The 21,627-nt window shown below is 70.7% G+C and carries 18 protein-coding genes; 9 read left to right on the forward strand and 9 right to left on the reverse strand.

Annotated features, from left to right (window positions below; translation table 11 throughout):
• The first annotated feature begins 1 nt into the window (after nt 1).
• The 6 genes from RM788_RS20995 to RM788_RS21020 all read left to right on the forward strand — a co-directional run bounded on the left by RM788_RS20995 (nt 2) and on the right by RM788_RS21020 (nt 4,804).
• A complete protein-coding gene (locus tag RM788_RS20995) occupies nt 2–550 on the forward strand; it encodes a GNAT family N-acetyltransferase (RefSeq protein ID WP_315933414.1) in 549 nt (182 codons plus the stop codon).
• 46 nt (nt 551–596) lie between these two features.
• Nucleotides 597–1,187 (forward strand): DUF3558 domain-containing protein, encoded by a 591-nt coding sequence (locus RM788_RS21000; RefSeq protein ID WP_315933415.1) that lies wholly within the window; start codon nt 597–599, stop codon nt 1,185–1,187.
• Between the two features lie 92 nt (nt 1,188–1,279).
• Complete coding sequence (locus RM788_RS21005) at nt 1,280–1,648, forward strand: transcriptional regulator (RefSeq protein WP_315933416.1); 369 nt, start codon at nt 1,280–1,282, stop codon at nt 1,646–1,648.
• A 43-nt stretch (nt 1,649–1,691) separates the two neighbouring features.
• Nucleotides 1,692–2,972, forward strand: a complete 1,281-nt coding sequence (locus RM788_RS21010; RefSeq protein ID WP_315933417.1) for a PPE domain-containing protein — start codon at nt 1,692–1,694, stop codon at nt 2,970–2,972.
• Nucleotides 2,972–3,772 carry an ESX secretion-associated protein EspG gene (locus RM788_RS21015; RefSeq protein ID WP_315933418.1) on the forward strand — a complete coding sequence of 267 codons (801 nt, stop codon included), beginning with the start codon at nt 2,972–2,974 and terminating at the stop codon, nt 3,770–3,772. Before RM788_RS21010 ends, RM788_RS21015 begins: the two co-directional genes overlap by 1 nt.
• Before the next feature lie 102 nt (nt 3,773–3,874).
• Nucleotides 3,875–4,804 carry an endonuclease domain-containing protein gene (locus RM788_RS21020; protein WP_315933419.1) on the forward strand — a complete coding sequence of 310 codons (930 nt, stop codon included), beginning with the start codon at nt 3,875–3,877 and terminating at the stop codon, nt 4,802–4,804.
• Here RM788_RS21020 and RM788_RS21025 read toward each other — a convergent pair.
• Nucleotides 4,801–5,253, reverse strand: coding sequence for a gamma-glutamylcyclotransferase (locus RM788_RS21025; RefSeq protein ID WP_315933420.1), 453 nt, complete (start codon nt 5,251–5,253; stop codon nt 4,801–4,803). The two genes, RM788_RS21020 and RM788_RS21025, sit on opposite strands and share 4 nt — an antisense overlap.
• A gap of 119 nt (nt 5,254–5,372) precedes the next feature.
• On the opposite strand from RM788_RS21025, the gene RM788_RS21030 reads away from it, so the two are divergent.
• Nucleotides 5,373–6,773: an NAD(P)H-quinone dehydrogenase gene (locus RM788_RS21030; RefSeq protein ID WP_315933421.1), complete on the forward strand. Its 1,401-nt coding sequence runs from the start codon at nt 5,373–5,375 to the stop codon at nt 6,771–6,773.
• A 39-nt stretch (nt 6,774–6,812) separates the two neighbouring features.
• Here RM788_RS21030 and glpK read toward each other — a convergent pair whose 3' ends face one another.
• Together glpK and RM788_RS21040 are read right to left on the reverse strand one after the other, a co-directional pair.
• Entirely contained in the window at nt 6,813–8,327 is a 1,515-nt protein-coding gene (gene glpK / locus RM788_RS21035) for a glycerol kinase GlpK (RefSeq protein WP_315933422.1), read from the reverse strand.
• Between the two features lie 19 nt (nt 8,328–8,346).
• On the reverse strand, nt 8,347–9,090 hold the full coding sequence (locus RM788_RS21040) for an MIP/aquaporin family protein (protein ID WP_315933423.1): 744 nt from the start codon (nt 9,088–9,090) through the stop codon (nt 8,347–8,349).
• 360 nt (nt 9,091–9,450) lie between these two features.
• Between RM788_RS21040 and glpD the strand changes: the two genes are divergently transcribed.
• Nucleotides 9,451–11,148, forward strand: a complete 1,698-nt coding sequence (gene glpD, locus RM788_RS21045) for a glycerol-3-phosphate dehydrogenase (protein WP_315934697.1) — start codon at nt 9,451–9,453, stop codon at nt 11,146–11,148.
• A 396-nt stretch (nt 11,149–11,544) separates the two neighbouring features.
• Here glpD and RM788_RS21050 read toward each other — a convergent pair whose 3' ends face one another.
• From RM788_RS21050 to RM788_RS21075, 6 genes are all read right to left on the reverse strand, one after another.
• Nucleotides 11,545–12,813: an amidohydrolase gene (locus RM788_RS21050; RefSeq protein ID WP_315933424.1), complete on the reverse strand. Its 1,269-nt coding sequence runs from the start codon at nt 12,811–12,813 to the stop codon at nt 11,545–11,547.
• Nucleotides 12,810–14,006 carry a M20 family metallopeptidase gene (locus RM788_RS21055; protein WP_315933425.1) on the reverse strand — a complete coding sequence of 399 codons (1,197 nt, stop codon included), beginning with the start codon at nt 14,004–14,006 and terminating at the stop codon, nt 12,810–12,812. The genes RM788_RS21050 and RM788_RS21055 overlap by 4 nt, the downstream gene beginning before the upstream one ends.
• A gap of 183 nt (nt 14,007–14,189) precedes the next feature.
• Nucleotides 14,190–14,486 (reverse strand): hypothetical protein, encoded by a 297-nt coding sequence (locus RM788_RS21060; protein ID WP_315933426.1) that lies wholly within the window; start codon nt 14,484–14,486, stop codon nt 14,190–14,192.
• Nucleotides 14,487–14,820: 334 nt separating this feature from the next.
• The gene (meaB, locus tag RM788_RS21065) at nt 14,821–15,807 is read right to left on the reverse strand and encodes a methylmalonyl Co-A mutase-associated GTPase MeaB (RefSeq protein ID WP_315933427.1); all 987 of its coding nucleotides are present in this window, start codon (nt 15,805–15,807) and stop codon (nt 14,821–14,823) included.
• The gene (gene scpA / locus RM788_RS21070; protein WP_315933428.1) at nt 15,800–17,974 is read right to left on the reverse strand and encodes a methylmalonyl-CoA mutase; all 2,175 of its coding nucleotides are present in this window, start codon (nt 17,972–17,974) and stop codon (nt 15,800–15,802) included. Before scpA ends, meaB begins: the two co-directional genes overlap by 8 nt.
• Entirely contained in the window at nt 17,971–19,791 is a 1,821-nt protein-coding gene (locus RM788_RS21075) for a methylmalonyl-CoA mutase family protein (protein WP_399344262.1), read from the reverse strand. Before RM788_RS21075 ends, scpA begins: the two co-directional genes overlap by 4 nt.
• 131 nt (nt 19,792–19,922) lie before the next feature.
• On the opposite strand from RM788_RS21075, the gene RM788_RS21080 reads away from it, so the two are divergent.
• The gene (locus tag RM788_RS21080) at nt 19,923–21,617 is read left to right on the forward strand and encodes a serine/threonine-protein kinase (protein ID WP_315933429.1); all 1,695 of its coding nucleotides are present in this window, start codon (nt 19,923–19,925) and stop codon (nt 21,615–21,617) included.
• The last annotated feature ends 10 nt before the right edge of the window (nt 21,618–21,627 follow it).

Here is a 21,627-nt window from a genome sequence, read left to right on the forward strand (position 1 = left end):
CGTGGAGCCGGTGGAGATCAACGCGGGTGAGCACTACCTGCGGCAGCTGCGCGCGGACGACCGGATCGACGACAGCGCGGCCCTGGTCGCCGCGTTCGCCGATCCCGGCATCCGCCGCTGGCAGGGCGGGCTGCTCGTCGACGACGAGGCGGGCGCGCGCAAGTACGTGGAGTTCCGGACCTGGCAGTGGGAGAGCGACCAGCGCTACTCGTGGGCGGTGTGCGACCAGCTGCTCGGTCGCCCGGTCGGCGAGATCGCGCTGAAGGACGTCGACCCGCACAACGGGTCCGCCGAGCTGGTCTGCTGGACCGCGGCCGGGCACCGCGGCCGCGGGATCGCCACCGAGGCGGCCGGGGCCGTGATCAGGTTCGGCTTCGGGGGCGTCGACCTGCACCGGATCAGCTACCGGCACGCCGTCGACAACGCGTCGTCACAGCGCGTGGCCGAGAAGCTGGGATTCACCCAGGAGGGTCGACTTCGGGGCGCTCAGTCGGTCGAGGGCGAACACCACGACCTGCTGATCTGGTCGCGCCTGGCGACCGACCTGTGACCCGCCGACGTGGACGTACCCGGTGTCGGCACTACGGTATGCGGTCATGCGGCGTCCCCTGCGAATCGCACTCGCCCTACCTGCGCTGATCCTGGTCGGCTGCACGACGCCGACGCACCCGACCGCGGACAAGGGGTCCACGTCGCCGACCCCGGACATCACGACGACCACGCAACCGCCGCTGCTACCGCGTCCGAGTGAGATCCGCCTCGACGGCCTGGACCCGTGCACGGTGCTCAGCGAGGAGCAGCGCGCCCAGCTGAGCCTCGACCACGAGCCCAACGGCTACGTCGACAGCGCCTTCGGGGAGTCGAAGGCCTGTTCGTTCCGGAGTGGGATCAGTGGGAACGTGATGAGGCTCGCGCTCGTCACAGTGGAGGGTGTCGGAGTGTGGTTGTCCGAGAACTCGCAGGTCGAGCCGCAGTTCACGACCATCGGCGGGTTCCCGGCGATGGTCGTCCGGACACCGGGGCTCGACGAGGTGTGCAACGTGGAGGTCGACGTGGCGGAGGGGCAGTTCGTGGACGTGATGTTCCGCGACGGCGGTAACGAATCGAAGGCCACCCAGGACACCCTGTGCGCGGGGGCCGAACGCACGGCGGAAGCGGCGTTGAGCGGTTTGCTCGAACGGCGCTGACCCACACGGGGGGACCTCCGTTCGGCCCCTCCTGCGAACCCGCCGAGATGGCTAGAGTGTCTACCGAGAACGACGTTACGCAGGAGGCCGGGATGCCGTCCGAGGCAAGTGGTGCAGACGTCGAGGCGTTCTTGTCGTCGCACACGCTCACCGTGGAGCCGGGGGCCATCCCCAGCCTCCGCGGCGCGTTCACGTCGGCGTTGACGAAACTGGACCAGCAGATCGAACTCGCCGTCACCGAGGTCAGGGTGCGCCCCTGGGCGGGCGACGGCGTGAGCCAGGAAGCCGCCGAGAAGTTCAACGAGCGCGCCTTCGAGTCCGGGGACTCGGCGCTGGGCGCGCTGCAGAGCTACCAGCAGCAGCTGAAGTCCGCGATGGACGCGCTGGACCTGGTCGAACAGCAGTACCGCAGGATGGACGAGGACGCCACCGGGTTGATGCAGCAGCAGGGTGGCTGCTGACCGAGCAGCAGCCGGACCGGTCGCGAAACTGAGGGGAAGCTTCATGCCCGACGGACACCGCTGGAGCGGGTACAGCCACGAGGAGCTCTACCAGCAGATCAACTCCGGCCCCGGCCCCAAGGCGTCGCACGCCTCGATGGAGCGGTGGCAGGGCATCTCCGCGGCCATGACGGAGATCAACTCCGAGCTCCACAAGGGCGTGCAGAAGTCCGGAGCCGTCTGGGAGGGCGCCGCGGCCGACCAGGCCCGCGCGGGCCTCAACCCGCTCGCGGCGTGGGCCGACGACGCCCGCACCGGCGCCGACGTCATGCGCGTCTCGGCCGAGATGCAGGCCGACTTCATCGGCAAGGCCCGCTCCGACATGCCCGCGCCCGTTCCCGTCACGGCGGAGGACCCCGGCAGGATCCTGAGCGCGCTGACGCACCTCGTGGGCGGCCAGACCGACTACGAGCAGCAGGAGAAGGCCCACGGCGCCGCCGAGCAGCGCGCCCGCGAGGTCATGGCCACCTACGCGTCGAGCACGACCACGAACACCAGCACCCTCGGGCAGTTCCACCAGCCCCCGCAGCTGGTCATCAACGCGGCGCAGTCGTCCCTGGGCAACGTGCACGGCATCAGCGGCGGCTTCGGCGGCGCCTACGGCGTCGTCGCGGGCGTCGGCGGCATCGGCGGCGGTGTGCGCGTGCCCGCACAGGGCGGCGCGCGGCCGACCACCTCCGCGCCGGGCACGTCCTCCTCGACCACCCGTCCGGCGGGGGCCACCACGAACGGCTCGGCGGCCACGGCGGGCGCCACCAAGACCGCCAACGGCGGGTCCACCTCGGTGGGCACGTCCGGCACGTCCGGCTCGGGCAGCGGTGTGATCGGCGCAGGCAGCGGCGGCGGTCGGGCCGGGTCGAAGAAGGACTCGAAGTCCTCCGACTCCACGCACGCCGAGCACACGGCCGGTCAGGGCGCCGACGGCGCGGGTTCCGGTGCCGCGGGCGCGGGCCGCCAGTCCGGCGTGACCGTGACCAGCGGCGCCGAGTTCGGCCCCATGGCGACCCCGGCCGCGCAGCACGGCATGGCCTCCGGCATCGGCGGCCCCGCGGGCGGCCCCGCGGCCACCACGGCGGCCGACAACGACACCGTGCACCGGCGTGCGACGCCGATGGTGCCCGCGCAGGGCGGCGGGTTCGACCCGTTCGGCAACGTCGGTGGCCGCGCCAACGAGGAGGAGGACGGCGAGCACAACGCCGCCGAGTACCTCCGCGAGACCGACGACATCTACGGCATCGGCGGGATGATCTCGCCCGCGGTCATCGGGGAGAACCCGAACCCCTGATGACGACGTTCGGAATGGATCTCGGCACGGCCGACCTGCGCGAGCCGGTCACCATCTCGGCCCTCGAGTTCGACGTGCTCTGGGAGCACCTGCGGCTGGAGGTCATGCCGCTGGTGCTGAAGGTGCCGTCACCGGGGAAGACGCACGCCGAACGCGCCGAGCTGGAGCGCGAGGTGTGGGCGGGGCTGGACAGGCGGGGCCTCGGCAGGCCGTCGTCGCTGGACCCCGTGCTGGAGGACCTGCTGCACCTGCTGAACCGGCCGCAGACCGAGGTGGACGGCAGGCTGTGGCTCGGTCGGAGCGTGCGGGTGCTCGCGGCGGCCAAGGGGCAGTCGGGGGTGCTGGCCGTTCTGGACGGTGAGGAGCTGACCCTGCGGGCCGCTTCCGGGGAGGGGCTGCCGCGGGAGGCGTTGTCGGTGCTGCCCGCGGCTCCTGCCGGACCGGGGCATTCGATCACGCTGCCGAGTGCGGATCTGGACGCCGCCGCGGCGGCCGCCGGGTCGTTGGACGGGTTGGAAGAGGCGCTGGTGGCGCGGGGCGCGCGCGGGGCCGACGCGCAGACGTTGGCCGAGATGATGCGGGACGCGGGCAACCGCGGGCAGTTCGGCGCCGCCGCGCGGGACAAGTGGGGCAAGCGCCGCCGACCGGAACGCGTGGTCGCCTTCTACGACACACCCGAGGGCCGGTACGTGCAGATGCGCCGCGCCGTACCAGGCCAGCAGCCGTGGAGCACCGTGTCCCCCGTGGACAGCCGCCGCCTGATCCAACACGTCACCGAACTCCTCTCCGAACCCACCTGACCCCCCGCGAGTCGAACCCCCAGACACCCCGTGTCGAACCTCCAGGCACCCCTGATCAGGTGATCCACGTCCGGATTCGGGCGGTGCGCACTCGGTACTCAGGTGATTTCACTTCCTGAAGGACTCCACGGGGCGCACCTCCGCACCGACCTGCAAGCCCACCTCGGCCGCGCACGGCTGCGCGCCGCGGTCGAAGACGGCCGCCTGGTCAGCTACTCCCGCACCGTCCTGGTCGTGCGCGAACGCATGACGGACACCCGGACGCTCGCGGCGGCGGGCCTCCTGATGGCCGGCCCGGACGCGGTCCTCACCGGACACACCGCCACCTACCTCCAAGGGTGCACGGCCGCCGACAGCACTCCGATCCACCTCCTGCTCGGCCACGACCGCAAGTTCCGGGCCCGGCCCGGCCTGGTGGTGCACAACAGCAACTACGACCCGTCCGACGTGGTCGTGGTCGAAGGTCTGCGCTGCCTGTGCCTGGAGGCCTCGATCGGCGAACTGCTCTGCCGAGCACGTTCCTCGACCGCCCTGGCGTGCGCCGACCAGGCGCTCGCGCTGGTGGTGGAGGAGCACCGTCCGACGGTGAAGGCGGATCTCGCCGTGCGGATCGCCCGACGGCCGGACCCGCGGGGCAGGCGCCGGGGCGGGTTCCTGCTCGACCTGGCCACCGGCCTGCCGGAGTCGCCCGCCGAGAGCTGGCTGCTGCTCATGGTCGCCGACCGGGGGTTCCCGGTGCCCGTGCCCCAGTTCAAGATCCACAACCTGCTCGGCGACGAGGTCTACCGACTGGACTTCGCGTGGCCGGACCTGCGGCTCGCACTGGAGTACGACGGTTACGAGGCGCACGAGAACCGCCGGACGGCGGACGCCGCGCGGGACGCCGACCTGAAGCGGCGCGGGTGGAAGGTGATCAGGGCGGACGCGTCCGACCTCCGTGACCCGACCCGGCTGTTCCGGTGCCTGAGTGTCGAACTCGGGGTGTCTGGAGGTTCGACACGGGGTGCCTGGGGGTTCGACTCGCGGGGTTAGGAGGTGCCGATGCCTCGGCAGGGTTTGGTGCGCAGGTCGGCGACGTAGTCGTCGGGGGCGCCCGCGGCTTCGGCGGCGTCCGAGACCACGCCGAGGTACCGCGCGGACGGCAGGCCGCCCTCGTAGGCGTCCAGGACGTAGAGCCAGGCGACGACGGAGCCTTCGAGGGTCTGCACTCTGAGGCGGATCTTCTTGTAGAGGCCCAGCGCGCCCTCCCACCTGTCCAACCGCGACTCGTCGCGCGGGCTGACGTCGTAGAGCACGGCGAACGTCTGGGCTTCGGGGTCTTCGACGATGGTGGCGAGAGCGCCCTCCCAGCCGAGGTCCTCGCCACCGAACGACAGACGCCAACCCGCGAGCCAGCCAGTCCCCGCCATCGGGGAGTAGGGGGCTCGCTCCATCATCTGGTTCGGATCCATGTTCGACCCGTACGCGGCATAGAGCGGCACGACCGACAGCCTAGCGACCCGGCGATCACCTTGAGGAACACCAGACCGCGCGACACGGACTTCGACCCGACCGCGTACGGTTGAGCGCGGCCGTTGCCGCTGTTGGAGGAGGATCTGGCGTGACCCGCATCGTCATCATGGGCGGCGGCCCGGCTGGGTACGAAGCCGCGCTCGTCGCCGCTCAGCACGGAGCCGAAGTGACGGTCGTGGAGTCGGACGGCGTCGGTGGGGCGTGCGTGCTCTACGACTGCGTGCCGTCCAAGACGTTCATCGCCTCCGCCGGTGGTCGCAGCGCCTTCCGCAACGCCGGTGAGCTGGGCATCCGCACCAACAACGACGCCGCCGTGGTGGACCTGCCGGTCGTGCACGGACGGGTGAAGGGCCTTGCGCTCGCGCAGTCGGCGGACATCCGCGCCCGGCTCCAGCGCGAGGGCGTGCAGATCATCAACGGGACGGCGAAGTTCTGCGACGACTCGCGGGGCCTCGCGCAGCACCGGATCGTGGTCGAGAGCTCGGGCGCGTCGGAGACGCTGTCGGCCGACGTGGTGTTGATCGCCACAGGTGCGACCCCGCGCGTGTTGCCCGGCGCCGAGCCCGACGGCGAGCGCGTCCTGAACTGGCGGCAGATCTACGACCTCCCGGAACTCCCCGAGCACCTGGCCGTCGTCGGCTCGGGTGTCACGGGTGTCGAGTTCGCCTCGGCGTACACCGAGCTGGGCGTCAAGGTCACCATGATCTCCAGCCGCGACCGGGTGCTGCCGCACGAGGACGCGGACGCGGCGGCGGTGCTGGAGGACGTGTTCGCCGAGCGCGGCACGGCGGTCGTGAAGCACGCGCGCGCCGACAAGGTGGAGAACGTCGGCGACGGCGTGAAGATCCACCTGGAGGACGGCCGCGTGGTCGAGGCCAGCCACGCCCTGGTGGCGGTCGGCTCGGTCCCCAACACCACCGACATCGGCCTGGACAAGATCGGCATCGAGCTCGGGCGCGGCGGGTACATCCCGGTCGACCGGGTGTCGCGCACGAACGTCTCCGGCGTCTACGCGGCGGGCGACTGCACCGGCCTGATGCTGCTCGCGTCGGTCGCGGCCATGCAGGGCCGCATCGCGATGTGGCACGCGCTGGGCGAGGGCGTCAGCCCGATCAAGCTCAAGACCGTGGCCGCGAACGTGTTCACCAACCCGGAGATCGCCAACGTCGGCATCAGCCAGCAGGCGATCGACTCCGGCAAGGTCCCGGCCCGCACGATCATGCTGCCGCTGGCCACGAACCCCCGCGCCAAGATGGAGGGCCTGCGCCGCGGCTTCGTGAAGCTGTTCTGCCGCCCGGCCACCGGCGTGGTCATCGGCGGTGTCGTGGTGGCGCCGAACGCGAGCGAGCTGATCCTGCCGATCGCGCTGTCCGTGCAGAACCAGCTGACCGTCGAGGACCTGGCCACCACGTTCTCGGTGTACCCGTCGCTGTCCGGCTCCATCACGGAGTCCGGACGCCAGCTCATGCGCCACGACGACCTGGACTAGGGGAACGGGCGCCCCCGTGCAAGGGACGCCCGTCGACCGTCACTCGTCCTTGTCGACCCAGTCCAGCGTCCGGGTCACGGCCTTCTTCCAGTTCTTGTACTCGCGGGCCCGCTGGTCCTCGTCCATCGACGGGTCCCACTGCTTGTCCTGCGCCCAGTTCGCGCGGATGTCGTCCTCGCCCGCCCAGAACCCGACGGCCAGACCCGCCGCGTAGGCGGCACCCAGCGCCGTGGTCTCCGCGACTACCGGCCGGATCACCGGCACACCCAGGATGTCCGCCTGGAACTGCATCAGCAGCTCGTTGACGACCATGCCGCCGTCGACCTTCAACGACGTCAGCTCCACCCCGGAGTCGGCGTTCATCGCGTCGATGACCTCACGGGACTGGAACGCCGTGGCCTCCAGCACCGCGCGGGCCAGGTGGCCCTTGTTGACGTACCGGGTGAGGCCGACGATCGCGCCGCGCGCGTCGGACCGCCAGTACGGCGCGAACAGCCCGGAGAACGCGGGTACGAAGTACGCGCCGCCGTTGTCCTCCACCGACCGGGCGTGCTCCTCGATCTCGGCGGCCGTGCCGATCATGCCGAGGTTGTCGCGCAACCACTGCACGAGCGACCCGGTGACCGCGATGGAGCCCTCGAGGGCGTACACCGTGGCGTTGTCGCCGATCTTGTAGCAGACCGTGGTGAGCAGCCCGTTGTTGCTGAGCACCTTCTCCGTGCCGGTGTTGAGCAGCACGAAGTTGCCGGTGCCGTAGGTGTTCTTCGCCTCGCCGGGGGACAGGCACGCCTGGCCGAACGTCGCGGCCTGCTGGTCGCCGAGGATGCCCGCGATCGGCAGGCCCGCGAGCGCACCCCGTTCCCTGACCTGGCCGTACACCTCGGAGGACGACTTGATCTCGGGCAGCATCGACAGCGGGATCTTCATGTCGGCCGCGATGGACTCGTCCCAGGTCAGGGTGTCGAGGTCCATCAGCAGCGTGCGGGAGGCGTTCGTCGGGTCGGTGATGTGCACGCCGCCGTCGACGCCGCCGGTCATGTTCCACAGCACCCAGGTGTCCATGTTGCCGAACAGCAGGTCACCGGACTCGGCCTTGGCGCGGGCGCCGTCGACGTTGTCCAGGATCCAGCGGACCTTGGGGCCGGAGAAGTAGGTCGCCAGCGGCAGGCCGGTCTTCTCCCGGTACCGCTCCTGGCCACCGCCCATGGCCTCGAGTTCCTGGCAGATCCTGTCCGTGCGGGTGTCCTGCCAGACGATCGCGTTGTAGACGGGCTTGCCGGTGGTCCTGTCCCAGACCACGGCGGTCTCGCGCTGGTTGGTGATGCCGACCGCGACGATGTCGCCGGTGTTCAGGTCGGCCTTGGCGAGCGCTCCCGCGGCGACCTGGCGGGTGTTCGACCAGATCTCCTCCGGATCGTGCTCGACCCACCCCGCTTTGGGGAAGATCTGCTCGTGCTCCTTCTGGTCGACCGAGACGACCCGACCGGAGTGGTCGAAGATCATGCACCTGGTCGAGGTGGTGCCCTGGTCGATCGCGGCCACGTACTGGGTCATGCGAAGTGTCCTCTCATCTTCAGACCGGGAGTACCAGGTAGAGCAGGGCTGCCAGCGCACCGCCGATGAACGGCCCGACGACCGGGATCCAGGAGTAGCCCCAGTCGGGGTTGCCCTTGCCCTTGATGGGCATCAGGAAGGCGTAGGCGATGCGGGGTCCGAGGTCGCGGGCGGGGTTGATGGCGTACCCGGTGGGGCCGCCGAGCGAGGTGCCGATCACCAGGACGACGAACGCGACGCCCGCGTAGCCGAGCGCGGAGTTGCCGAAGTTCGGCAGGCCGTTCTCGGCCATCTTCGCGCCGGGGCTGAGCAGGATCCACGCGACGAGCACGAACGTGCCGATGATCTCCGTGACGAGGTTCCACGGGGTGTTGCGGATGGTCGGCGCGGTGGAGAAGATCCCGAGCGTGCCGCCGGGTTCGTCGTGGGCGTCGAACTGGAGCTTGTAGGTGGCCCAGGTGAGCATCGCGCCGATGATGGCGCCGACCATCTGGCCCGCGAAGTAGACGGGGACGTCGCCCCAGGGTGTCTTGCCGCTGATGGCAAGCCCCAGGGTGACCGCGGGGTTGAGGTGGGCGCCGCTCTTCGCGGCGACGCTCGCACCCGTGAAGACGGCGAACGCCCAGCCGAAGTTGATGAACAGGGTGCCCGCACCGTTGCCGTTGGTGTTGCGGAGCACGTGGTTGGCTACCACCGCGGTACCCAGCAAGATCAATATCGCGGTGCCGAGGGTCTCCCAGACGAAGATCGAACCTGCACTCATTCGCCAGCCTCCTCGCCGTGTGGCGGACAGGGCGAAGAGGCGCGTCCGAGCTCGGGTCCGGCCGCGCTGCCCACCCTGTGATGCGACCTGAAGCTAACCGCCGAACTGATCGGTTGTCTACGGGCCCGTGGTCAGTTCGGGCCCTTTTGGGGTCGTTCGCTCCTGGTCAGCACACCACGAACCGTTAGAGCGCGCCAACGCGGGCGCTCCATCCCCCGAATCCCCTTACCTGCGAGTAGCGTGCTGTTGGTCAGTACAGGTCAGCGCAGGGAGGCGTCTGTCGTGGCCACGCGCAAGCCCCGGACAGCAGCGGTGCACGAACAAACCGAGACCGAGGTCGAGGCGGCCGTAACCGGTCGCATGGGGCCGTTGGAACGCGAGGAGTCCTGGCGACGGCTCGAGACCGAGACCTTCGACGTCGTCATCATCGGCGGCGGCGTGGTCGGTGTCGGAGCCGCGCTGGACGCCGCGACGCGCGGCCTGCGGGTCGCGCTCGTCGAGGCCCGCGACCTCGCCTCCGGCACGTCGAGCCGGTCCAGCAAGCTGTTCCACGGCGGCCTGCGCTACCTCGAACAGCTGGAGTTCGGCCTGGTCCGCGAGGCGCTTCGGGAACGCGAACTGATGCTCAACCGGATCGCCCCGCACCTCGTGAAGCCGGTCGCGTTCCTCTACCCGCTGACCAAGCGGATCTGGGAGCGGCCGTACACCGCGGCGGGCCTGTTCCTCTACGACTCCATGGGCGGCAGGCGTTCCGTGCCCGGTCAGAAGCACCTGACCAGGGCGGGCGCGCTGCGGATGGTGCCCGCGCTCAAGCGCGACGCCCTCATCGGCGGCATCCGCTACTTCGACGCCCAGGCCGACGACGCCCGGCACACCATGATGGTCGGCCGCACCGCCGCCCACTACGGCGCCGTCGTGCGCACGTCCACCCAGGTCATCAAGTTCCTCCGCGAGGCCGACCGGGTGTCCGGCGTGCGCGTGCGCGACGTCGAGGACGGCCGCGAGACCGACGTCCGGGCGCACGCCGTGATCAACGCCACCGGCGTCTGGACCGACGAGTTGCAGCGGCTCGCGGGCAGCCGCGGCCGATTCCGGGTCCGCGCCAGCAAGGGCGTCCACATCGTCGTCCCGCGCGACCGGATCGTCTCCGAGTCCGGCATGATCCTGCGCACCGAGAAGTCGGTCCTCTTCGTCATCCCGTGGCGCAACCACTGGATCGTCGGCACCACCGACACCGACTGGAACCTCGACCTCGCCCACCCGGCGGCGACCCGCAAGGACATCGACTACATCCTCGAACACGTCAACTCGGTCCTCGCGACCCCGTTGACGCACGACGACATCGAAGGCGTCTACGCGGGCCTGCGCCCCCTGCTCGCCGGCGAAGACGAGTCCACCTCGAAACTGTCCCGCGAACACGCCGTCGCCAGGGTCTCCCCCGGCCTGGTCGCCATCGCGGGCGGCAAGTACACGACCTACCGCGTCATGGGCGCCGACGCCATCGACGCCGCCTCGGTCGACGTACCCGGCCGCATCCAACCGTCCATCACGGACAAGGTCCCCCTCGTCGGCGCGGACGGCTACCACGCCCTCGTCAACCAGGCCGACCAGTTGGCCACCCGCTACGGCCTCCACCCCTACCGGGTCCGCCACCTCCTCGACCGCTACGGCTCCCTCGTCCACGAGGTCCTCGGCCTGACCCGCGACAACGCGGAACTGCTGAAACCAGTCCCCGGCGCCCCGGACTACCTCCAGGTCGAAGTGCTCTACGCCGTCAGCCACGAGGGCGCACTGCACCTCGAAGACGTCCTCACCAGGCGCACCCGCATCTCCATCGAATACCCGCACCGAGGCGTCGACAGCGCCGAAGCAGTCGCCCGCCTCATCGCCACCGTCCACGACTGGGACGAAGAGCAGATCAAACGCGAGGTGGAAATCTACATCGCCCGCGTAGAAGCCGAACGCAAATCCCAAGCCCAACCCAGCGACCAGGCCGCAGACGGCGTCCGCTCCGCCGCCCCCGAAGCCAGGCCACAACTAATCGAACCGGTCTCCTAACCACCCAGGACACACTGCTGCCCCCACCCGCAACCAGGTGGGGGCAGCAGTCGTCCAATGCGAAGCAAGAATGCTTGGTCCGAAGGCGAAGCCCAGGATCCCCACCCGACGCAGCCGCCCCCTCGCATCCGGCGCGGAGCGCCCACCGCCTTGCCGACGCGCAGCGAGGTGCTTTACCGACGCGGAGCGAGGTGCCCAAGTCAGGCGCAGCCTGATACTGGCGAAGCCAGACCTACCCCTGCCCCCGATACACAGCGCCCTCCTGCCCTGACCCCGTTTGTCAAGGCATCTTTCCCGCCTTGACAAACGGGGTCAGGGCATTGAGACAATCGCGCCACGGGGAGCCGGGCTTCGCTTTCCCGAAACCCAACCCCCCGCCCAAAACCCACCCAACCCTCAGGCCAAAGCGGCAAGCGCCGTGTGCACCATCACCCGAATCCCCACCAACAACGCCCGCTCATCCAAATCAAACGTCGACTGGTGCAAATCCTTCTGCTTGCTAACCCCATCCCACACCCCAAGCCGCGCGAACGACCCTGGCACATGCTCCAAATACCACCCGAAGTCCTCACCCCCGGAGGACTGCTTCGTCCCAGCCAAAGCATCCTCCCCAAGGGCGGCCTCAATCCCAGCCCGCATCAGGAACGTCGAATCCCGCTCATTCACCACCGGCGGCACCCCCCGCCGATGATGCAGGTCGAACCCCACCCCGGTGGGCGCCAACAAAGCCCCCACCAGTTCCTTCACCAACGGCACCAACTCGGCCCAGATCTCCCGATCCCCGGTCCGCAACGTCCCCCGCAGCACCCCGTCCTGCGGCACCGCGTTAGCAGCCTCACCGGCATGCACGGCACCCCACACCAGAACGGTCCCCGAACGCGGATCCACCCTGCGGGACAGGAACGACGGCAACCCCGTGATCACGGTGCCCAGGGCATTGACCAGATCCGCAGTCAGATGCGGACGCGACGTATGCCCACCGGGCGACGTAAGCCGCAGCTCCAGCAGGTCACTCGCCGACGTGATCGCACCCACACGGGTTCCGACCCGCCCCACTTCCAGCCGCGGATCGCAGTGCAGCCCGAAGATCCGCTCCACACCGTCCAACCCACCCGCCGCGAGCACGTCCAGCGCACCGCCGGGCATGACCTCCTCGGCGGGCTGGAAGATCAACCGCACCCGTCCCGGCAACTCGGTGGCCGACGCCAGCGCCAACGCCGCTCCGAGCAGCACCGCGGTGTGCGCGTCGTGTCCACAAGCGTGCGACGCCCCGTCCACAGTGGAGGCGAACGGCAGGCCGGTGTTCTCCTTCAGCGGCAACGCGTCCATGTCCGCGCGCAACGCCACGCAGCGGGGCCCGCTGCCGATGTCGCAGACGAGGCCCGTACCACCGGGCAGCACACGGGGCTTCAACCCGACGGACCGCAGCAACCCGGCGATCAGCTCGGTCGTGCCGAACTCCTTGCGGGACAGCTCCGGGTTCGCGTGGAGGTGCCTGCGCCAGGCGACGACCTCGGCCGCGTTCGCGGTCAGCCAGTCGTCGAGCCAAGAGGGACCACGCCCCTCGCCGGGATCATCCACAGGGGCAATGCTCACCCCCTGTCGGGTCAACAGCACTTCGGACTCCTCCCGTGACAGGTCGGTCCGCGAATCCAGGACGGTCATGCCGTACCTCCGAGAGGGGCGGCACGGTCGGCAGCGGCGGCGAGCAGCCTCGCGCGCTGGTCCGGATCCGTGGCCGCGGTAATGGTCGTCCAGGCCATGGCCAGTGCTCCTTCGAGCACCGCCCGGTCGGCCGAAGCCGACGCGCAGGCGGTGGCGAACTCGATCTGGTGGTTCACCGCGTCTCCGCAGTCGATGGCGATGGTCGGGTGGATGGCGGGCAGCACGCGGGTGACGTTGCCCATGTCGGTGCTGCCGATCTTCTCCCGCTGTTCCCGTTCGGGACTCAGCGGACGCCTCCCCAGTGCGACCGCGGCCTGCCGGTAGGCGTCCGCCAGCCACTGGTCGGGGGTGAGTTCGGCGTAGATCGGCGAGACCTTGACGACCTCATGGGTGCAGCCGGTGGCCAGGGCCCCGGCGTGGAAGCAGTCCCCGATTCGGTTCTCGAGGCGCTGCAGTGATTCGAGGTTCTCGGCGCGCAGGTCGAACATCGCCGACGTCTTCGCGGGCACGATGTTCGGCACCGTGCCGCCGTTGAGGACGATGCCGCTGACCATCTGGCCGGGCTCCAGGTGTTGGCGGGCCAGGCCGATCGCGACCTGGGCCACCGTGATCGCGTCCGCCGCGTTCACGCCGAGGTGCGGCGCGGCGGCGGCGTGCGAGGACCGTCCGGTGTAGTGGACCTCGACGTCGGTGATCGCGAGCGAACGGGCCGCGATGGCCTCGTACGGGGCGGGGTGCACCATCATCGAGAACGCCACGTCGTCGAACACGCCGCGCTCCAGCATGAGCACCTTGCCGCCGCCCACCTCCTCGGCGGGCGTGCCGATCACCTTGACCGTGATGCCGAGCTCGTCGGCCAGGTCGCGCAGCGCCAGTGCCGCGCCCGCGCTGGAGGCCGCGATCACGTTGTGGCCGCAGGCGTGGCCGATCTCGGGCAGCGCGTCGTACTCGGCGCACAGGCCCAGCACCAGCTCACCGGAGCCGTAGGTCGCGGTGAACGCCGTGTCCAGGCCCGCGACGCCGCGCTCGACCTCGAAACCCTCGCCCGCCAGCAGCGACGCGACCTTGTCGGCGCTGCGGTGCTCCTGGAAGGCGATCTCGGGCTCGGCGTGGATGCTGTGCGAGAGGTCTGCGAGCACCGTCGAGTACCGCTCCACGGATGAGCGTGTGCTGCTCTTGAAGTCGGTACTCATTTGCGTCCATCCTGCATCACGTCCCGGCGGGCCGAAGTGCCCTTCCGGTGATCAACGACGGCCGGTCGCGACGCTGCGCCAAACGGCGGCCGGGGGTTCGGCCTGACCGATCACTGCCTCGCGATTTCCCACCGGACGACCGTATACCGGATGCCGATTCCCAGCAGATGGAACGCTTCGGGGTCAGCCCGCGGCGGCCTTGCGCGCCTTGCGCCACTTGTTGTACCGGCGCTTGTTGCGCCAGTACACCAGCGCGAACAGCAGGATCGCGATACCGCCGATCCAGAGCTTCCGCTTGGTGTCGGCCCCGATCGAGCGGTTCTCCTGCGGCGGGTTCAGGTCCGGCCCGGTGTTCGTCGGGTCCACCGTCTCCGTCTGCTGCGCGTGCACGTGCACCACCGGGCGCACGTCCGGGCCCGCCGCCGCACTCGCGGGCGCCACCAGGGCGAACGCACCGACCAGCGCGAACAGAAGAGCCACGCACGCACTGGACACTGATCGCCGCATGGTCACCAGGTTAGTCACCCAACGTCCCGGTTACCACTGTCAGTGGTCACCCGAACCGGCATCTCCATTCACTCCCAGTATCGCCTCCTCCCACCACACCAGCACCCAGATGTCCCCTACACCCCGCGAGTCGAACCCCCAGGCACCCCCTGTCGAACCTCCAGGCACCCCCGAACGGGCATACCCCGAGTCCGACCGACGGACACACGGTGTCCGAGTGACGAACTCGCAGTGCCTGAACGTTCGACACGGGGTGTCTGAGTGTTCGACACGGGGTGTCTGGGGGTTCGACTCGCGGAGGGTGGTGTCAGTCGGTCGTGAACGCCTTGAGGATCTGTTCGGCGGCCAGGGTCGCCGTGAGTTCGCCTTCCCGAACCCGCCGTTCCAGTTCCGGCGTCAAAGTCCGCACCTCGGGATGGGCGCGCAGGCGTCCGAGCAGCTGGTCGCGCACCATCGCCCACGTCCAGTCGACCTGCTGGCGCTTGCGCCGCTCAGCCAGCTCCCCCGCCTCGCTGAGCGCGGAGTGGTGCTTGCCGACCTGATCCCACACCCCGTCCATCCCGGCACCGGTCAGCGCGCTGCACGTCAGGACGGGCGGGTGCCACAGCGCGCCGGGCGGGCGGAGCAGCCGCAGCGCCCCGGCCAGCTCGCGAGCGGCCTTCTTCGCCTCCAGCTCGTGCTCGCCGTCGGCCTTGTTGACCGCGATCACGTCGGCCAGCTCCAGCACGCCCTTCTTGATGCCCTGGAGCTGGTCGCCGGTGCGCGCGAGGGTGAGGAACAGCGAGCAGTCCGTCATGTTCGCGACGGCCACCTCGGACTGCCCGACGCCGACCGTCTCGACCAGCACGACGTCGTAGCCCGCGGCCTCGACCAGGACGATGGTCTCCCTGGTCGCCTGCGCCACGCCGCCGAGCGTGCCCGACGTCGGCGACGGCCGGATGTAGGCGGCGGGGTCGACCGCCAGCCTGGCCATCCTGGTCTTGTCGCCGAGGATGCTGCCGCCGGTCCGGGTGGACGACGGGTCGACGGCCAGCACGGCCACCCGGTGCCCCTCGCCGGTCAGCTTGGTGCCCAGGGCGTCGATGAACGTCGACTTGCCCACGCCGGGCACGCCGGTGACGCCGACCCGGTGCGCGCCGCCCGCGTGCGGCAGCAGCTCGACCAGCAGCTCCTGCGCGAGCGCGCGGTGGTCGGCCCTGGTGGACTCGACCAGCGTGATCGCCCGCGCCAGCGTGCCCCGGTTCCCGGCGAGCACGCCCTTCGCGTACTCCCCGACGTCGACGGGCCTAGGCATGGCCGAGCTGGGCTGACAGCTTGCCCAGCAGGTCGCCCGCCGCGTCGGCGATGACCGTGCCGGGCGGGAAGATCGCCGCCGCGCCCGCCTCGTGCAGCGCCTCGAAGTCCTGAGCCGGGATCACGCCGCCGACCACGATCATGATGTCGTCGCGGCCCAGCTCCGCCAGCTCGTCGCGCAGCGCGGGCACCAGCGTGAGGTGCCCGGCGGCCAGCGACGACACGCCGACCACGTGCACGTCGGCCTCCACGGCCTGCCGCGCCACCTCGCCCGGCGTCTGGAACAGCGGGCCGACGTCCACGTCGAAGCCGAGGTCGGCGAACGCCGTGGCGATCACCTTCTGGCCGCGGTCGTGCCCGTCCTGGCCCATCTTCGCGACCAGGATGCGCGGGCGCCGCCCCTCCGCCTCCGCGAACCGGTCGACGACCTCGCGGGTCGCGTCCACGTTCGACACCGGACCGGACTCCTCCCGGTAGACGCCGGAGATCGTGCGGATCTGGGCCGAGTGGCGGCCCCAGACCTTGCCGAGCGCCTCGGAGATCTCCCCGACGGTCGCCATCGCGCGGGCCGCTTCGATGGCCAGGGCGAACAGGTTGCCCTCGCCCGCGGCCGCCTTCGTCAACGCCTCCAGCGCGGACTCAACGGCCTCCGACGAGCGCTCCTCGCGCAGCCGCCGCAGCTTCTCCAGCTGCTGGGCGCGCACGCCCGCGTTGTCGACCTTGAGCACGTCGATCTTCTCGTCGAACTCGACCTGGTACTTGTTCACGCCGATCACCGGCTGGCGGCCGGAGTCGATCCGCGCCTGGGTGCGGGCGGCGGCCTCCTCGATGCGCAGCTTCGGGATGCCCGCCTCGATCGCCTTCGCCATGCCGCCCGCGGCCTCGACCTCGGTGATGTGCCCCCACGCCCGGCGCGCGAGGTCGTTCGTGAGCCGTTCCACGAACGCGCTGCCGCCCCACGGGTCGATCACCCGCGTGGTGCCGGACTCCTGCTGGAGGAACAGCTGCGTGTTGCGGGCGATGCGCGCGGAGAAGTCCGTCGGCAGCGCCAGCGCCTCGTCCAGCGCGTTGGTGTGCAGCGACTGCGTGTGGCCCTGGGTCGCGGCCATCGCCTCGACGCAGGTGCGTGTGACGTTGTTGAAGACGTCCTGCGCGGTCAGCGACCACCCCGACGTCTGGCAGTGCGTGCGCAGCGACAGCGACTTCGGCGACTTCGGGTCGAAGCCCTTCACCAGCTTCGCCCACAGCAGCCGGGCGGCGCGCAGCTTCGCGACCTCCATGAAGAAGTTCATGCCCACGGCCCAGAAGAACGACAGCCGCGGCGCGAACGCGTCGATGTCGAGGCCCGCGGCGCGACCGGCCCGCAGGTACTCGACGCCGTCGGCCAGCGTGTAGGCCAGCTCCAGGTCGGCGGTCGCCCCGGCCTCCTGCATGTGGTAGCCGGAGATGGAGATCGAGTTGTACTTCGGCATCCTCGTGGAGGTGTAGGAGAAGATGTCCGAGATGATCCGCATCGACTGCGCGGGCGGGTAGATGTAGGTGTTGCGGACCATGAACTCCTTGAGGATGTCGTTCTGGATGGTCCCGGCCAGCTGCTCCGGCGGCACACCCTGCTCCTCGGCCGCGACCACGTAGAGCGCCAGCACCGGCAGCACGGCGCCGTTCATGGTCATCGACACGCTCATCTTGTCCAGCGGGATGCCGTCGAACAGCTGCCGCATGTCGTAGATGGAATCGATCGCCACGCCCGCCATGCCGACGTCACCGGCGACGCGCGGGTGGTCGGAGTCGTAGCCGCGGTGGGTCGCCAGGTCGAACGCGACCGACAGCCCCTTCTGGCCCGCCGCGAGGTTGCGGCGGTAGAAGGCGTTGGACTCCTCGGCGGTGGAGAACCCGGCGTACTGCCGGATGGTCCACGGCTGGTTGACGTACATCGTCGGGTACGGCCCGCGCAGGTACGGCGCGATGCCGGGGTAGGTGGCGAGGAAGTCGAGGCCCTCGGTGTCCGCCGCGGAGTACACCGGCTTCACGCCGATGCCCTCCGGCGTCTCCCACACGAGCGCGTCGGCGCCCTTGCCCGTCGTCTCCTGCAACGCCCGCTGCCAATCGTCCACCGAGGACCCCGCCGGGTCGCCCAGCGGGATGTCCGCGAAGTTCGGGATCATCACACCACCTCCAGGGCCGCGAAGGTGTGGTCGAGGACGTCCAGCGCCGCACACCCGGTGAACACGAACTCGTCGATCCCCGCGTCGGACTCCTTGCCCGCCAACAGGATCCGCTCGGCGCCCGCGGCGCGCAACGCCTCCGCCACCGGAGCGGCCAGCTCGCCGTAGCTCTTCTCGCTGCCGCACAGGCAGGCGATCCGGGCCCCGCTCCCGCGGAACGCCGCGACCACGTCCTCGACCGTCCTCGTCGGACCGGCGTTCGGCGTCTCGATCCCGCCCGCCTGGAACAGGTTCGCCGCGAACGACGCCCGCGCGGTGTGCGCGGCGACCGGGCCGAGCGTGGCGAGGAAGACGGTGGGGCGCGCGCCGTGAGCGGCCAGGTGCGCGTCGGAGCGGTCGCGCAGCGACTCGTAGGCCTGCGCGTACCGGACGACCGGCAGGCCACCGGTCGGGTCGGCGGGCGCGGGAGCCCGTTCCACGGGTTTCTCGGCCAGGTTCGGGAACTCGCTCACGCCGGTCAGCGCGTCGGTGCGGTCGGCGAGGTTCGCCTCGCGCGCCGCCCACGTCGCCGCCAGCCGGTCCGCCACGAACCCGGACCGCAGGCCGGCCACGACGCCGCCCGCGCGCTCGATCTCCTGGAACCACGTCCACGCGGCCCGCGCGAGCTCGTCGGTCAGCCGCTCCACGTACCAGGAGCCGCCTGCCGGGTCGATCACGCCCGCGAGCCGCGACTCCTCCAGCAGCACGGACTGGGTGTTGCGCGCGATCCGCCGGGCGAAGTCGTCCGGCAGGCCGATGGCCGCGTCGAACGGCAGCACGGTCACCGCGTCCGCCCCGCCCAGACCGGCGCCGAAGCACGCGATCGCGGTGCGCAGCATGTTCACCCACGGGTCGCGCCTGGTCATCATCGCCGTGGACGTCACCGCGTGCTGGAGCTGCGGCGTCGTCGCGCCCGCGACCTCGGTGACCCGCGACCAGAGCCGCCGGGCCGCGCGGAACTTCGCGATCGTGAGGAACTGGTCGGCGCTGGCGGCGTAGCGGAACTCCAGCTGCCCGGCCGCCTCCGCGACGGTCAGGCCCGCGTCGGTGAGCGCCCTGAGGTAGGCCACGCCCGCCGCGAGCGACGCGCCCAGCTCCTGGGCGTCCGAGCCACCGGCCTGGTGGAACGGCAGGCCGTCGACGACGACCGAGCGCAGCTCGGGGAACAACCGGCGCGAGCGCGTGACCAGGTCGAGCAGGGCGGCGAAGTCCGCTTCCCCGCCGGAGCGGGCGAGCACGCCGATCGGGTCGGCGCCGAGGTTGCCGCGCACCTCGCCGGGCAGCAGCGGCCGCTCGTCGAAGACCTCGAGCATCGCGCGACCGGCGTCGGCGAACTCCGCGCCGCCGTCGACCACGACGGGGGCGAGGTCCAGGTGGACGTCCGCGAGCACGTCGTCCAGCGCCGTCGCCGGGATCCCGGCCGAGCCGACCTTGAGCCACAGCGAGCCGACGCCGTTGAGCAGGTCGCCCATCACCGCGTGCTTCGCGACCGCCGGGTCGGGGTGCGCGTGCAGCTGGCGGACGAGCCACCCGCCGTCGACCGCGCCATCGGGTTTCCCACCGCGCACGAACGGCGCGACACCGGGGAAACCGCTCGGCGGGAAGACGTCCTCGGCGGTGTAGAGGGGGTTGATGGTGATGCCGTCGTAGGTGGTGGAGACCAGGGACTCGAACGGGGCTCCCGATTTCCTCAGGACCCCGTCGACCAGTTCCCGCCAGCGTTCCCGATCAGGCGTCGGGAACTCGGCGGCCAGAGCCAAATCACCGGACGGTTCCATCATGCTCCGAAGTGTCGACGACAAGCGGTGAGGCGGCTATGTGAGGTTCACCGCCGTGAACGATGCAGCAAGCCTCCCACGCACGCATCGTGGCCCCGGCCCCTAACGCCCCCCTAATTGTGCAGAATGACCGCGTGGAGAACGAGCGGACAGAGCGCTTGATCGGCGAGCGCTACCGGCTGCGCCACGTGCTCGGCCGCGGCTCGATGGGCATCGTCTGGGCGGCTCACGACGAGGTGCTCAGGCGCGACGTCGCGGTGAAGGAGGTGCTGCGCCCACCGGGCACGACCGACGCCGAGGCGGAGGTGCTGCGCGAGCGGACCATGCGCGAGGCGCGGTCGGTCGCCCGGCTGTCGCACCCCAACCTCGTCACGCTCTACGACGTCGTGCAGCTCGACGGCGATCCCTACGTGGTCATGGAGCTGGTGCCGTCGTCCAGCCTGGCCGACCTGATCCGGCTGCGCGGGCCGCTGACCCAGGAGCAGGGCGCGGCGGTGGCGGACGCGGTGGCCGCGGCGCTCGAGTCGGCGCACCGGGCGGGCATCGTGCACCGCGACGTGAAGCCCGGCAACGTGCTGATCGCCGACGACGGGCGGATCAAGCTCACCGACTTCGGCATCGCCCGCAACGTGGCCGACGCGACCATGACCAGCCGCGGCATCATGCTCGGCACCCCCTCCTACATCGCCCCCGAGGTCGCCTCCGGCGCGCCCCTGACCACGGCCGCCGACCTGTGGGGCCTCGGCGCCACGCTGTGGGCGGCCATGTCCGGCACCCCGCCCTACGACGGCACGAACGTGCTGCGCACGATCAACGCGGTCGTGCACCACGAGGTGCCGCCGCCGGTCGGCGCGGGGGAACTGGCCCCGGTCATCGCGGGGCTGATGGTCAAGCGGCCCGACGCGCGGATGCCGTTGTCCGAGGTCCGCAGGCTGGTCCGCCCGCTGCTGGCGGACCCCGGCGTGGAGCTGTTCCCGAACAACGAGGTGACCCGCGACCTGCGGGTCACGGTGAAGGCGCCGGTCGTGACGCCGAAACCGGTGATCCCGTCCGACACCCCGCTGGCCTCCGATCCCGGCCCGCTGCCGTTCCAGGTGGCCCACCACGCGACGCGGACCATGGCGCCCAGGCGCGAGCCCGCCGTGACGGCGCTGCTGGTCGTGATCACCGTGCTGCTCTTCGCCTCGGCCACCGTCGGCGGGTTCGTCGCGACCAGGCTCGTCGCGGGCCGGTCGCTGCTCCCGCCGCAGCAGCAGAGCGCGCCGAGCGTGCCCGGCATCGGGGAGGCGCAGCAGCTGGTGCCGCGCACCGCGTCGGCGGCGGCGGCGAACGGCGACCAGGGGGCCGACTTCACCATCAGCGTCGGCCCGGACTGGACCACCTACGTCGAGCAGCGGACGAACGACGACCTGGTCCCCAGCACCGTCACCCACCTGGTGGCCCCGAACGGGCTGTACGAGGTCGCCGTGCAGCGGTTCGGCGGCTACTACCCGAACTACCGGATCGGGAACTACCTCGCGCTGGTGCGGTCGCACTGGCCGGAGGACCGCTACTTCTCCGAGGCCAGCCAGGGCCTGCCCGAGGTGCCGGGCAACGACTACGACGGCGAGGCGGTCCAGTTCAGCTACCGCACGGTCGAGGCGGCCCTCCCGCTGACCGAGACCTACCCGGAGCCGGGCGCGGACCTGCGGCGGTCGCGGTTCTCGCGGATCGTGCCGCACGGCGACGACCTGTGGGTGGTGGAGGTGGTGTTCCCCACCGACCAGGAGGAAACCGGCCGGGTGCGGCTCTTCGACACCATCAGCGGCACGTTCTCCGTGGCGGGCTGACCGCGGTTAC

Source organism: Umezawaea sp. Da 62-37 (genome assembly GCF_032460545.1).
Lineage (GTDB): Bacteria > Actinomycetota > Actinomycetes > Mycobacteriales > Pseudonocardiaceae > Umezawaea.